13 protein-coding genes are annotated in these 13445 nt (G+C 34.2%); 2 read left to right on the forward strand and 11 right to left on the reverse strand.

From position 1 onward, the window contains the following. Positions 1 to 252: 252 nt before the first annotated feature. From GKP30_RS23970 to GKP30_RS02955, 8 genes are all read right to left on the reverse strand, one after another. On the reverse strand, positions 253 to 462 hold the full coding sequence (locus GKP30_RS23970) for a YcxB family protein (protein WP_216828089.1): 210 nt from the start codon (positions 460 to 462) through the stop codon (positions 253 to 255). A 364-nt stretch (positions 463 to 826) separates the two neighbouring features. Continuing rightward, the gene (locus GKP30_RS02930) at positions 827 to 1486 is read right to left on the reverse strand and encodes a hypothetical protein (RefSeq protein ID WP_216827872.1); all 660 of its coding nucleotides are present in this window, start codon (positions 1484 to 1486) and stop codon (positions 827 to 829) included. A 795-nt stretch (positions 1487 to 2281) separates the two neighbouring features. Continuing rightward, a complete protein-coding gene (locus tag GKP30_RS02935) occupies positions 2282 to 2458 on the reverse strand; it encodes a hypothetical protein (protein ID WP_216827873.1) in 177 nt (58 codons plus the stop codon). Positions 2459 to 3029: 571 nt separating this feature from the next. Beyond that, positions 3030 to 3158: a hypothetical protein gene (locus tag GKP30_RS23710; protein WP_268884653.1), complete on the reverse strand. Its 129-nt coding sequence runs from the start codon at positions 3156 to 3158 to the stop codon at positions 3030 to 3032. A gap of 752 nt (positions 3159 to 3910) precedes the next feature. Next, entirely contained in the window at positions 3911 to 5128 is a 1218-nt protein-coding gene (locus tag GKP30_RS02940; RefSeq protein WP_216827874.1) for an NAD(P)/FAD-dependent oxidoreductase, read from the reverse strand. Positions 5129 to 5338: 210 nt separating this feature from the next. Beyond that, on the reverse strand, positions 5339 to 6556 hold the full coding sequence (locus GKP30_RS02945) for a M14 family zinc carboxypeptidase (protein WP_216827875.1): 1218 nt from the start codon (positions 6554 to 6556) through the stop codon (positions 5339 to 5341). A gap of 434 nt (positions 6557 to 6990) precedes the next feature. Further along, positions 6991 to 10059: an efflux RND transporter permease subunit gene (locus GKP30_RS02950; RefSeq protein WP_216827876.1), complete on the reverse strand. Its 3069-nt coding sequence runs from the start codon at positions 10057 to 10059 to the stop codon at positions 6991 to 6993. A gap of 554 nt (positions 10060 to 10613) precedes the next feature. Beyond that, positions 10614 to 10820 carry an alpha/beta-type small acid-soluble spore protein gene (locus tag GKP30_RS02955; protein ID WP_216827877.1) on the reverse strand — a complete coding sequence of 69 codons (207 nt, stop codon included), beginning with the start codon at positions 10818 to 10820 and terminating at the stop codon, positions 10614 to 10616. A 212-nt stretch (positions 10821 to 11032) separates the two neighbouring features. Between GKP30_RS02955 and GKP30_RS02960 the strand changes: the two genes are divergently transcribed. Further along, positions 11033 to 11152 (forward strand): YjcZ family sporulation protein, encoded by a 120-nt coding sequence (locus GKP30_RS02960; protein ID WP_216827878.1) that lies wholly within the window; start codon positions 11033 to 11035, stop codon positions 11150 to 11152. A 96-nt stretch (positions 11153 to 11248) separates the two neighbouring features. Here the strand turns inward: GKP30_RS02960 and GKP30_RS02965 are convergent, their stop codons facing one another. Next, the gene (locus GKP30_RS02965; RefSeq protein ID WP_216827879.1) at positions 11249 to 11671 is read right to left on the reverse strand and encodes a hypothetical protein; all 423 of its coding nucleotides are present in this window, start codon (positions 11669 to 11671) and stop codon (positions 11249 to 11251) included. 120 nt (positions 11672 to 11791) lie between these two features. Here GKP30_RS02965 and GKP30_RS02970 point away from each other — a divergent pair, with 120 nt between their 5' ends. Next, entirely contained in the window at positions 11792 to 12217 is a 426-nt protein-coding gene (locus GKP30_RS02970) for a DUF2621 domain-containing protein (RefSeq protein ID WP_216827880.1), read from the forward strand. A gap of 47 nt (positions 12218 to 12264) precedes the next feature. Here GKP30_RS02970 and GKP30_RS02975 read toward each other — a convergent pair whose 3' ends face one another. After that, positions 12265 to 12768, reverse strand: a complete 504-nt coding sequence (locus GKP30_RS02975) for a CcdC family protein (protein ID WP_216827881.1) — start codon at positions 12766 to 12768, stop codon at positions 12265 to 12267. Between the two features lie 55 nt (positions 12769 to 12823). Beyond that, positions 12824 to 13444, reverse strand: coding sequence for a hypothetical protein (locus GKP30_RS02980; RefSeq protein WP_216827882.1), 621 nt, complete (start codon positions 13442 to 13444; stop codon positions 12824 to 12826). Position 13445: the final 1 nt, after the last annotated feature.

Genomic DNA, 13445 nt, shown 5'->3' on the forward strand with positions numbered 1-13445 from the left:
TGTTTGTTCATAATTTTTCTAAATCATTTCAATTTTATCATACAATTAATTGCCAATTTTCAAAAAAAATCATTATGGTATACCAATTGGAAAGATATCTTGTTTAAAATTTAAATACCATAGTCACAGACATTGACTATGGTATTTTAAATGTCATATATTCTTTTTATGTGTTTTGTACTCAAAGACAGAACCCGTTAGCGCAGCAACCCATTTTATTCTTCAACTCTTGCTCCCGTTTGTTGAGGAACATCAATTAAACTTAATTTTATTTGGCTCAATATTGTTAGAAACAATTATCTTAAATAAATCAAGATTATCCTTTGATTCGAAAAACCTTGTTGGCAATATTATCGCCTTATGTTTTGATATATACAAAAGAAACATTTTTTCATATTCCCTTGCTAAGTGAATATCTCTCCAATCAAAAAAGTTATTCGACTTTCCTGTTTGTTGACTAATCCTTCGCTACTAAACTTGTAACTGATTTCATATTCATTCCATCACTTATGAAGATGGAGTGTATAAAATGGTTCGTTACACTTCCTAACGGCAAACGTTCTGCAGTAATCATGTGGGTATTTACATTGGCGGGAATAAGTTTGTTGATTTATCTTCCAGAGTAGGCACGATTAAGGTTTAAGATTTTAGCAGGGGAGCTAGATACGAGGGGTACGTTAACAACACGTTCATCCGAAATAGTTCGTCACTAATGAACCTCCCCGACTTACGTTAAAAAGTTCTCTTACTATTTTTGTGAGAGAACTTTTTGCTAATTTGCATTATTAATAGTGGCTTCAGATTTCAGGAAGCATAGATGAATTGTCTATCCACGCCAATGACCCGTGTTCTTAAAAAGAATAATGATCGGATAATTTTCTTCTTCACCCGTATAAGGTACACTTTCTGTGTAAATCCAAACCGAATCGCCTTTATCAAGCATTGTCTCAATCGTGTTCTCATCTGAATAAGGACCGCTATTCCATTCCTCTAAAAAAAGTTCTTCCCAATTATCTTTTATCGGCGCATTCACAGAAAGGTATAAAGCTTGATCAAACAAAGTTCCTTCTTCACCGTTGTTTATTTCTTTATATTCCTCTATTAGATCCCAAACCTCTTCAGCAGTTAGATTGTTAAAAAAAGCCTCAGACCAATTAATTCCCTTGGCGTATCCGTAATCAGGACTACTCATGTAATCCTCAAAGATAAAGTACCTAAGTGTCTCCTTCAAGAGTTCCATCTCTTCTAGTGAAACTGACTCACTCGCTTCTTCAGGTGTGTCATTATTAGGAAACACGCCCACATCATCCGTGATTTCACTCTCACTTGTTTCAATTGAGTTAGAGTTTGAGGTCTCTTCGTTTGTTGCGATTTCATTTTGAGTTTCATCATTATACTTTGATTCAGTATGAAGGGTGTCAGTTGAGCAACCGTATAAAAACACCAAAAAAACTGCTATGATCCCATTTAAAAATATGCGTGTCATATGAACATCTCCTAATCTAATATATACCATTCTAACTAGATTGCCATAAACAAACAACATTCGTGTAAAGAAACAAAATGCTTTTTTTGTAAAATTAGTTACTTTTACACTTAAATAGTTAGTTCGAGATAAAATATCTAAAATCTAGATATAGGGATAATTACAAATGAAAAAATTATACCAAGCAAAGTTACACACAGAAGAACAATTGGATTTATCCGGTGTTAGATATTTAGAAAGAATAGAAGTATTAGATATACGAAAAAGGATTAAAAAAATCAATTGTAATGAATAATTTTTAAGATACATATCTCTAATTAATCACCAATCCCCAATCGGTAAAATCGGATAGTGAATCTATACGTTAATAAAAAATAAAATAAATATTACCATGCCTATATTTATTGTTTTAAATTTTTTCAACAATCTAATAGTCTTAATTGGAGTTATAGATTTCTCTCAGTGGTTAAACACCTCCACTTTCTTTGTATTTATTAACACACTAAAAAAGACCACTCTTAACAATTGAGTAGCCTCCCTTAATGCATTAACACTTCTGTCCTGATTTAATAATACGATCAATAATCTTCAACTGTTTTTTCTTATCTCTTACTTATTATTCCTACTTTCCCTCCCGACCAATTTTTATTTATTTTCTCTGCAACTAATTTTTATCTTTTCTATCAATAAATATATACTATCTTCCTTCCTTGCCTGTTTTAACTATACTATCGACAATTTCAACAACAGATTTATTTCCTTTTTTGTATAACATAGTATCAACCCCTCACAATTTTAGTCATCAAATACTTCAATAGATGCAATATGATGAGGATTAATAACAACATCGCTAAAAATTTCAACAAATCCATTAATTAAACAATTTTCTTCATCAAAAATTTCTTCATAAAACTCATACAAAGTCCAATTTAACTTATAAATAACCCCACTTTTCATAATCACAGCTAACAATAACAACACTCCTCTCTAATAAATTATTATTCTGTATCAAAGAGGTTTATAATTTCTTTTTAGCATCCCCTGTTAGACTTGAACCAACAAATCACACAGTTAAAGGGGTGTAAAACCGGTTGCTCTAACCAATTTAGCTAAGGCGACAAAATAAAAAAACTATACAAATTAGCTTAAAAGATAATTTTCATACCTTTAAATCTAATCTTTACTCAGGAAACAAAGTATAGTCCTAATTGCTTATATGAGAAATACAGTTTTCTACATTACCATTCTAAAGCACTGAGGGATGCTATTTTATTATTTATAAGCATTTAGGCAATTTAGTATTAGATATTGATCATTATTGTGCGTATGGAAGTCCTAAGAGGGCAACTTAGATTGTTTGATTTTTCTCTTCAATTCAACTTCTCTTTATGATCTCATGTGGTATATTTTTGTGAGTTTTCATCTTTTCGTTGTCTGTGGGTTAACAACATAAAAAAGACCACCTTCGTTATTATGGTCAGGGTGTTTAAACCTTAACTACTTTATGCTTTTGTTAGAGACCAAACTAATGCAATAATCCACCCTATCCCTGACCAGACCTTGTTTGCTTTACATCTGCAACTATAGCTGGTGTAAAATAAGCTACAACTGCAATTAATAATAATTGCTCTATGATAATCACTTCCTTAAGTTTAACAATAATATACCCCATAAGAATTATTCCTTATTCAAAAAGTTAATTTAGTTTACATCCGATTTTTTGTTTACAAAAAATCTTAAGTCAAACTGTGTAAAAATGAAAAACTAAAGACAACCTCTTCAATTGAATACCAAAGCAATTCAACTTTGAAGAAGTTTACAAAAAATAAGAAACAGTTTCGTTATTTTTTAAGATATATTTTTTACTGTAAAACCGGTGCCGAGTTTGGTGCCCAAATTAAAAAATTTAACGATACTCAAGATCACAATAAAATATCAAAAGCTTAATACAAAGCACTATACAGCACTCTTTGATGCTATAAAGTATAGACCATATAGAACTTCAAAACCTCTCGAGAGGCACGTGCTGTCTCTGGTGGGTTCGATTCCCACACAGTCCCGCCAAACTAAGTTTTTTCACAACTGGTTATAAATCTGTGTCACGAGGTCTTATGGGTGGTTTTGATGGTGACCTCGGGAGACCTATTTGCGAAACCTCTAGATATAAACTCGTCTGTAGCCTTCTTCAATTAAGATTGATGGAGGTTATTTTTGTTAGTAAAAGTATACTAACTGCAGTATTCATATTACTGTTAAATGTTATTACTCCAAGAAAACAGGGGTAAGACAAAATATATGATAACTCACTAGTAAACATAGTTCTAAACTCAATAAAGTAAAAAAACTAAGTGAGTTCACTCAGTTTTTTTACAAAACATATTGTTGGTTTTTTCACTTAAACACAGCCTTATTTTTAGTCAATGTTTAATTTGGTTTTATCGGACGATTTTGCAAGTAGAGCTCTAAATCTGGACTACTACCTTTTACAATGACATCAGAAATGATTTTTGAAAGAATCATACTATATACAGTTCCGTTATCACCAAAGCCAAACAAGAAGTGACAATTTGGATATTCATCATATCTTCCGATGATAGGGAGGCCATCATTTGTACCCCCATAAAAAGCTGTTGCATAATATTCTGGCTCAACTTTTATATCAGGAAAAAGCTTGTTGAATTCAAGAAGAAGCTTATCTCTTTTACTGATTAATTTACGATCGCGCACCTCTGCGAAGGGTGTATTTTCATCTAAACCACCGATAATAATACGGTTATCCTTTGTAGTACGAACAAAGGTATACGGTCGTGCTGTTTCCCAAATTAAGGTTTTATTGTACCATGACGAAAAATCCTCTACTGGTTTTGTTGTAACGATATAAGTACTGACAAAGGAAGCTTTCTTTTCTTTTTTAATATCGATTCCTTCGTATCCACAGGCAACTATGACATGACGAGCAGTTATGTAGTGATTGTTTTTAGTTCGAATGGTAGCTTCTGTTGGTTCAAACTTCTTTCCGTTCACTTCGGTATGTTCAAAGATTTTTACTCCTTTTTTTGCAGCATAATCAAATAAATTATGAGTAAAAGTAATTGGATTTATTTCTCCGTCACCATAAGAATAAAGAGCAGCATCTTTTTTAAACGGATAGCGGTCTTCAATTTGGTCAGCTGTTAAAAAATCGACTGGAAATTTTTCCTCAACAAGTAAGTCGTATTCTTTTTGTAGTTTTTGTACATCCTCTTTATAGCTTGCAAAATAAAATGAATCTCTTCTAGTAAATTCACAGTCAATATCCCCGAGCGAAGAAGCCACTTCAATATCATTAATGGCTTGTTTACATAGCTGTAAATGCCTTGAGACATAAGGTCTGCCAAAACTATTGACTAAATCAGAAAACAATCTTTCGCCAGAATATTGAATGATAGCTGTATTGGTAGTAGTACTTCCACTTCCAATCGTATTCTTTTCGACAACAACGACATTCAAGCCAGAATCTGCTAAATAATAGGCGCATTGGGCACCTGAACTTCCACCACCAATAATGAGAACATCGCAATCAAGATCTTCTTGTAGATTAGAATATGTTGGTGGATTTTTGAGTGTAGTAGGCCAATAATAAATACCTGTTTGTAGATTCATGAAGTTAACTCCTTTTATCTCAAGATACCCCCAAAAGATTTGGTTATCAGTTCAAGAAATAGTATTACCAAAGTTTACAAAGCCATTCGAGGATTAGTTTTTACAAAGTAATATCAACTCAGATAGCGTACCTTTTAGTAATTCCACAGAATTTAGTCAAAAATAAAACAACCATCTTCATTGAAAACGGTTGTTTTTGCCTTTCTAATATTAAAACCCATCTCGGCTTGCTGGCCATCTTGAAGTAAGTGGAATATCTTCATACTCTTCAGGATCAATATCATATACTGAACCATCAACCATACCGTCAATAATTCCATATAATCCACGTTCCACTGCTTTAACGAGCTTACCACGTTCTTTTTGGCCGAAACTTTGCGTTTGTCCAGTTACTTCAAATAGAACCGTTCCACTACCATTTAACGCATAAGTCCCTAGAGCAGTACCTGGCAGATCCAGTCCTTGAGAGTAAAGTGTTACATTTCCAAACGGTGAGTTACCCATACTATTTAACGCATCGTATACTGCAACATTTAATTGTCTTGAGAAGTCATAGTTATATTTATCGGCAAATTCTTTATACTTAGCCCCATCCGTACTATTAGGGTCTGGGACAAACTGACCTGAAATTGATAAAGTAACTCTGTCATCTGTTCCTTCTACGTAATATATCCCCTGGTGGTGAAGGTCAACAAATACATCAACATTTTCAAACTCCTCTAAAAGATTTTTATATACATCACGTGAAGCTTGTGCTTCTGGTGTAATAAACCACCCAGGTGCTGATGATCTTCCAGGAAAATCTTCGGCTTTCGGAACATAATTTAAATCTGGATTAAAATCACGGTTTACATCAAATCCGGGATTTGCTCCATAATCATAGCTTTGGCTAATGCCTCTAGCAAGGTAATTCCAAGCAGGAGCACTAGCACCTGCAAGTTGAGGAAAGGCTTCTACAACCTCAGCCCACGTCATATCATTTCGTCGTTTATCCATTTCAGCTGCATCTGGGTTCATTTTTGGCATGAAAACTAAAGTGAGTTCGTCACGAATTTTTTGAGATTGTCGTGAGTTATTTCCAAGCTGTTGAAGCATGTTCATAATTGCCTCTGTTCCTGTTTTTTCGTTCCCATGGATCTCACTTTGGATTAATACAACTTTATCCCCTGTTCCGACTCGTGCTGTATAAATGTCTCGTCCTCTGTTGGATTCGCCTACTACTTCAACCTGAACTCGACCTTGACTTGTTCGTTCAATTTGTTCAAGTCTTTTTGCCATCTGTTCGTGTGTCATAAAACCTGAAATAGAGTAATCGTGGTGATGAGAAGTTGTTTCTTGAGCGAATACACTAGGTGTAAATGTTGGTGCTAATAAACATGTACAAAGCAACATTGCTCCTAATGTTTTTACTACCTTTTTCTTTTTCATAAAAAAACACTCCCATTCGTTATTTTGCCGAAAAGAACTATAGAGCGAAGCCGAATGTATTCCGACATGCTAAATATTCCATAAGGGAGAAAGAGTTCCTTCGAGCCTCGAAAAGATAGTAGTTTTTCCTTAATTTGGTTATTTTTGTATTTAAAATTACTGAGACTACATAGACTTTTTTCCTTTAAAAATAATACAAATTGGCTCAACGCAAGAAAATAAGTATATAATTGACTAGGACTAGCTCTAAAAATGATAAAGCTGAACATTTAGTCTGTTTATTTTTATATTAAAATTAAGTCTTTAGAATGAATGGTTATTTACTAAAAACTCAATTAAACATATTGGACGATAGAGTAAAAATAAAAAAATGAGCCAATCCCGATGCAGAGTCTGCTCTCGGTTTGGCTCTCTTGCTATTGAATATGTTTTTATCACAAGCTTCCCTTTGTTTCTCCAGCTTTATCAACAATTACTTGAGTGATTTTACGTTTTTTTAGCCTTCCTAACCCTCGTGTAATATCCTCAAATAATAAATAGACGGCTGGAATAAGCACTAGTGTGATCATCGTCGCAAAGAGTAATCCTGAAATAACGACAGTTGCTAGCGGCGATTGATAGCTGCTTGAAACACCTGTCGCAAGTGCTAATGGTAGCATTCCACCTACTGTTGTTAATGTCGTCATAAATATCGGTCTTAGCCTTGATTTACCTGCTTCTATCACAGCTTCAGCAACTTGATAATCGGCGTTCCTTAGCTGCTTCGTTCGATCGATCAATAAAATGGCGTTGTTTAGGACAATCCCAATTAACATGACAACACCCATTGCCGACATGATGCTTAACTCCATTTGGGTAATGAATAACCCTAAAATAACTCCTGTAATGGTCATAGGAATGATAGACATAACAATAAGCGGATGCTTTAAACTATTAAATTGGACAGCCATTACAACATAAACAAGGAATAGAGCGATTCCTAAAATAATTAACATTTCCTGCATAGCTTCTTGTTGTGCTTCGAGATCACCGCTCATAGAAACAGAATATCCATTTGGTGTTTGAAAGTCTTGAAGCACTTGTTGAATATCACGATTTACTGAACCGGGATCACGGCCTTCTAAGTCTGCAATAACGGTAACATAACGTTCCCCGTCTTTTCGATCAATTTGAGCTGGAACGGTGTTATTCTTAAAACCGATGTATTTAGAAAGTTTTTCTTTATCACCCATTGGAGTCGTTACTTTGTAATCAAGAGCTTCTTGCTTACGTTCAACTTGTTTGTCTGTAGTTACAAATAATGATCGAGTCGTGTTATCATCTGCGGTTATTTCTCCAATCGGACTCTTCATGAATAATGGTTGTAACAAATTTGAAATTTGTACTGGAGTTAGGTTATCGTCTTTGATAGGTTTTTCTTTTAATACGATTTCCTCTTCTTCTAATAACTTTTCACCAGTTGCTTTTATTCCCACTAATCCGTCAATTTGTTCTAAGTCGTTTATTAAATTCTGTGAAAGCTGATCTAGCTCACCAAAATCGTCTCCTTTAATTTCGAGAGAGATAGGGAAGCCCCCGCCCATTCCCATGGCAGATCCAACACTTGTGACTGGGTACTTCTCTTCTAATGTTCGGATTGATGATAAAATTTGTTCATTAATTTCACTTTGCTCTATAGTTGCTTCTTCAATTGGTGTCATATTAATTATTGCATATATTGAATTGACATTATCAATGACAACCGTATTTGTTAATTCAGGTACCCCTTTTAAGCTGTCATATATGGCTAAGGCGATTTCTTCACGCTCTGAAGGTGTTGTTCCGCTTTCTAATTGCACCATTACTTCAGAATATCGATTAAAAACGTCTGGCATGATTATCATCGGTACTTTTGAGACTAGCGTAAGTGACCCCACAAATATAATAAAAAATAAGGTGATCATACTATAGCGATAGCGTTTTTTTCTACTCATCCAAGTAATTAAGTTACCGTATTGTCTGATAATTTTACCTTCACCACGTTTTTTAGCCTTATCACTTACTTTTAAGAAATTTTCTGCGAGAGTTGGTATTAATGTAAAGGATACAAGTACCGAGCTTACAAGCGTAAATACAACTACGAGCGATAAAATAATCATAAATTTGCCAACTTCTCCGCCGAGTAACCCAATAGGTAAAAATACAACAATTGTTGTTAACATTGAAGCTAATACAGCAGTTGACACTTCGCCTGTGCCTTTTATAACAGCCTCAAAACTTCCTAGACCTTGCTCTTTTTTCTTAAAGATGGACTCAAGTATGACAATAGATGCATCTACCATCATCCCAATTCCAAGTCCTAATCCAACAAGACTTAACATATTAAAGCTATAATCAAAGTACAACATAGTCGTAAACGTTAATAATATCGATAAAGGTATAGCTATGCCGATAATTAGTGTCGCCCTTATATTTCGTAAAAATAGTAACAGTACAACTAAAGCCAGTATCCCACCAATTAGGACATTTTGCGATACACCAGAAATGGCATCTGTTACATAGTCTGCTTGAGAAACAATTTCGTCTAAATCAAATCCTTCAACAAAACCATCTGCCCGGATTTTTTCTATCTCAGCTCTTACCGCGGCCGCCATCTCGATTTGAGTTACATCAGAAACTCTGCTAACCTGAACAAGGATAAAGTTAGCACTTCCATTTTTCCAAACTCCAGCTGAATTTTCGCTTGATTGTTCTGAAACTAAAGCAAATTCATTTATTTTTTTTATTCCATCGACAGTAGGTATTGTGATGTTCTTTACATCATTGACATTGTGGATTGACGTATTCCAACGAACTGTTGGCTCATTTTGTTCTCCTGTTAACAAACCTAACGAATTCTCATTATTTGATTGTTGAATGTAACCAATCATCTGTTGAACATCAATTCCTAATTCATCAACTTTATCTTGGTTTAATTCAATGATAATTTCCTTTTGATCAATTCCGACCAAGTCAACATCATGAACCTCTGGCAAGGCTTCCAAGCGGGGCTCTAATACCTCTCTAGCAAAGGCTGCCATATCTTCCTTATCACCATTAGAAATATCCAAAAAGAATTCATACGTCCCGTTCATTGAATAAGGAAAAACATAAATGTCATTGACACCAATAAGTTGCGCCTTTAACCCATTTAATATGGATTTAACTTCACTTGCTACCTCTTCTCCACGTCCTTCTTCAATCTCTATCGTAATCGTACTATTACCCACACTAGAAGACGATTGAAAGCTTTCCACTCCGTCAATACCAAGAAGGGTTTGTTCAATCGGGGTCGTTACACGCTCCTCAATATCTAGTGTCGTCATACTCCCCGCATCAACTTGTATAACAGCACCGTCAAATGTAATAGGTGGCATTAGCTCTTGATCTAACTTTGTTGTTGCATATGTTCCAATAAATAAAATAAAAACAACCATCAAACCGACAATTAACTTACGCTTTAATAAAAATTTTAACCAACCCATCAACCTTTCCCCCCGCCCATTTCTCCGTTTAATAAATACAGACCTACTACTCACGAACTAATATATTCTATTTCATTGAGATTATATAACTTTCTTTTGGTAAATTAATCCTATTTAAGGTTTAATTCCAGCTCCGTCTCAAGACTGATATATTTGTGCTTCTTCACTCATCGCTAAAACGGTTCAATAGCAACATAGTTACAAAAACTATGGCTTAAGATTATTTTTTGGGATATTTGTGTAAAATAATTTCAATCGTTAGAATGAACGTTTTTTGAATTCGTCTTTTACGTAATTCTGACGATAATTCCGTGCTACCTCCTCCCTAGAAAACCTTCACCCATTTGTTGGTAGCACGGTTTTTTAATTGTTTTTTCTTAAGACTCTTTTCTCATAGATTGTTGCTCAGAGCTATTGGACCGTTAACAAACGTAAGCTTGGTTAACGGTTCAATAGCAACTAAGTTTACAAAAACAGCAAATAAAAAGAAGTAGGCAGTATACCTACTTCTTAAATCCATATTTATTTAATTATTGGAGGTGTGATCAGGAAAATTATTTTGTGGGATTACCATTTAATTGTTGTTCAGCCATTTGAACTAATCTCTTTGTAATCTCTCCACCAACTGATCCATTTGAACGAGACGTGCCATCAGCACTTAATTGCACACCAAATTCTTGTGCGATCTCATACTTCATTTGGTCTAGGGCTTGCTCAACTCCAGGTACTACTAATTTGTTTGAACTATTATTGTTTGCCATTTTAATGACCTCCTTTGTATGATGTACTTATAACTTGTGTCAGGACACATTGTTTTATGTAACCAAATGATGGAATAACTAACCCAATCCTCCTTAACTCATTTTTAGTATGGTTATTCGCCTATTCTTTCCGCATTCGTGACACGCGCCCACCCATCAGAGTTACTTTTACATATACTCATATTGAAACTAACAAAAGGAGGCATCCATTTATGAATTTCTATGGAGCACCACAGTTTCACGGCTATCACGGCGGAGCAGGTAAAGGATTTTCGCTGATTGTCGTATTATTCATCCTACTCGTTATTGTAGGAACAGCTTATGTAAAATAAGGATAAAAATATTAGAGGCAAGGAAAGCCTTGCCTCTTTTTTGATTTTAGTCAATAGCAAAAAAGTTTACGAAAACAGCTATAAAAAAAGCGCTTTTTAGCCTAAGAAATTTGTGAATTTTATAATAAACATCGCAATGATAGCTAGCATAAGTAAAGTACTAAACATTTTTACTTTATTAACTGGCTCCTCGAACGACTGCTTATTTTCAATCGATTCCAATGATTCTCGAACAAATTTTGCTGTTAATCCTAAATAAGCCCCAATAATTACCCAAACGACCACAACAATGATTGTCCATAGTGAAAGATCAAATCTTAGCAGAACACCTGTTACAAACATAACAATTAACGCACCGTGAGCAATCATTATAATCTTTTTATAAATTTTTAAGACCAAATGGATACGTCCTGAACCTTCAGTTACCATCACATGTATGATGACAGGTAGAGGAATTAAGATAAAAAAGATCATAGAAATAAATAAATGGAGTGCATACATTAAGATTTCAAATAACATAAATTAACCACCTCAATGTTCTATTTTATAGAAAATTGGTGAATGAGTAAAATATATTTTATGTTCACCTCCCATTATGTTAATATTTAATGGTTAGATGAATGTATTTGAGGTGTTTATATGTCTACATGGTTTATGTGGTTTATCGTTTTTTGGACAATATTTTTAGTAACAGTTATGTTTATTGGTGGTTATTTTATGTTTAGGAAGTTCTTAAAGAAGTTACCAAAAGAAGATGGCATGTCAATCTTAGATTGGCAGGATCATTATATTAAAGAAACAATCCAATTGTGGCCTGACGATATGAAACAACTTTTAGAGGAACTTGTTTCCCCAGTTCCAGAACTTTTCCGCGATGTAGCTCGACAAAAAATTGCAGGAAAAATTGGTGAACTAGCCATTGAAGAAAAAGCGGGAGTAATAACGGAAGAACTTGTTGTTAGGGGTTATATTCTGGCAACACCAAAACGAGATCATAAATTCTTATTAAAAAAATTACACGAAAAGCAAATTGATGTCTCACCATATCAAGCACTATTTAAATAACTTGGACCCATAATAAAAAGGATGGACTTTGAATTCCATCCTTTTTATTATGTTTCAGCTGGCACCATTGTTTTCTCGGTACTACTCTTCAGTTCTTGTTCGACTCTCTTAAACGAGAGGTACATTGCAATTCGCCATGGGATAATCATTCCATAGGCTAACAAAAAGAACATTCCACTGAGCTCTTCAACATTAATTGAATCACCAATAATAATTTTAAATAAAATCCGAGCGATAAGTAGGCCAACTAGAATGAATACAAAAGCTTTTGATCGCTTTAAATAAATTTCTTGGTTTTTTATTTCAAATTTTGATGTCTTTATTAATAATATTGAGAAAAGCATCCCCACCGAAAGTGCTTCTAGAACTTGAAGCGGTGCAGGCCTTGTTGGTTCATATAGAAACATTAAAAAACCTGTCGACATAAATAAAGGAGGTAATACGATCTTCTTTATCGATGCAGGCTTTTTCGTTGCTTTTAAACGAATAATGATAGCTAATGTCGCCATCATCGCTGCACCAATAGTTGTTAGTAAAACTGATGTTGTCATTTGCTAGCCTCCTTTCTGTAACGATAAATTTAATTATAGCATATCCATGTCTATATTACTTGATTTGAAATGGGACAAGCAAGCTTTTCACTAAAATAAACGTAATTACTAATAAAATGGTTGATTTTCCAATTCCATTGGTTCTTGTCCATTGAAGCGTAAAGAAAAGGAATACTAATAATAACAAAGCTTCGTAAACATTAACAGGATGAAAATAAACACCTTCAACCTTCCAACCAAAATCAAGATGGTTACGTTGTCCAACCTCTTTTAATAGAACTGAATACATAATCGCACTACAAAAAGCAGAAATGCTTAATTGGTCAATTAATTGTATTTTCCACCTTTGCCTTATCCAACTAACAATAAAAAAACCTAAACTTATTGTACCTGCTCCAACAAATGCACCTGGACCTCCAGCATAATAGATTAAATTTCTTAGATCCAATAGTAATGAAGGAGAAAAAATAAATGGCCACAGCTTATATACGACTAAAAAAATAACAAAAGTTGTGGTTACTAGATTTAATATATTTTCCCGTTCTCCTTTTAAATCCGTTTGCTTAAGTAGGTAACTTAAAATACCATAAAATACTGCAGCACAAATGATGTATGAAATCATCGTCAAAGAAAGTTGAGCGGGACCAAGCTTGATAGTGTCTAATGGATCAAACATA

The sequence above is a fragment of the Alkalihalobacterium elongatum genome, assembly GCF_019024285.1.
GTDB classification, from domain to species: domain Bacteria; phylum Bacillota; class Bacilli; order Bacillales; family Bacillaceae_F; genus Alkalihalobacterium; species Alkalihalobacterium elongatum.

Excerpts from the sequence above, each read along its gene's own strand:
- GKP30_RS02930 (WP_216827872.1), bottom strand. The coding sequence starts at position 1,486 with ATGACACGCATATTTTTAAATGGGATCATAGCAGTTTTTTTGGTGTTT.
- GKP30_RS23710 (WP_268884653.1), bottom strand. The coding sequence starts at position 3,158 with ATGGGGTATATTATTGTTAAACTTAAGGAAGTGATTATCATAGAGCAA.
- GKP30_RS02940 (WP_216827874.1), bottom strand. The coding sequence starts at position 5,128 with ATGAATCTACAAACAGGTATTTATTATTGGCCTACTACACTCAAAAAT.
- GKP30_RS02945 (WP_216827875.1), bottom strand. The coding sequence starts at position 6,556 with ATGAAAAAGAAAAAGGTAGTAAAAACATTAGGAGCAATGTTGCTTTGT.
- GKP30_RS02950 (WP_216827876.1), bottom strand. The coding sequence starts at position 10,059 with ATGGGTTGGTTAAAATTTTTATTAAAGCGTAAGTTAATTGTCGGTTTG.
- GKP30_RS02955 (WP_216827877.1), bottom strand. The coding sequence starts at position 10,820 with ATGGCAAACAATAATAGTTCAAACAAATTAGTAGTACCTGGAGTTGAG.
- GKP30_RS02960 (WP_216827878.1), top strand. The coding sequence starts at position 11,033 with ATGAATTTCTATGGAGCACCACAGTTTCACGGCTATCACGGCGGAGCA.
- GKP30_RS02965 (WP_216827879.1), bottom strand. The coding sequence starts at position 11,671 with ATGTTATTTGAAATCTTAATGTATGCACTCCATTTATTTATTTCTATG.
- GKP30_RS02970 (WP_216827880.1), top strand. The coding sequence starts at position 11,792 with ATGTCTACATGGTTTATGTGGTTTATCGTTTTTTGGACAATATTTTTA.
- GKP30_RS02975 (WP_216827881.1), bottom strand. The coding sequence starts at position 12,768 with ATGACAACATCAGTTTTACTAACAACTATTGGTGCAGCGATGATGGCG.
- GKP30_RS02980 (WP_216827882.1), bottom strand. The coding sequence starts at position 13,444 with ATGTTTGATCCATTAGACACTATCAAGCTTGGTCCCGCTCAACTTTCT.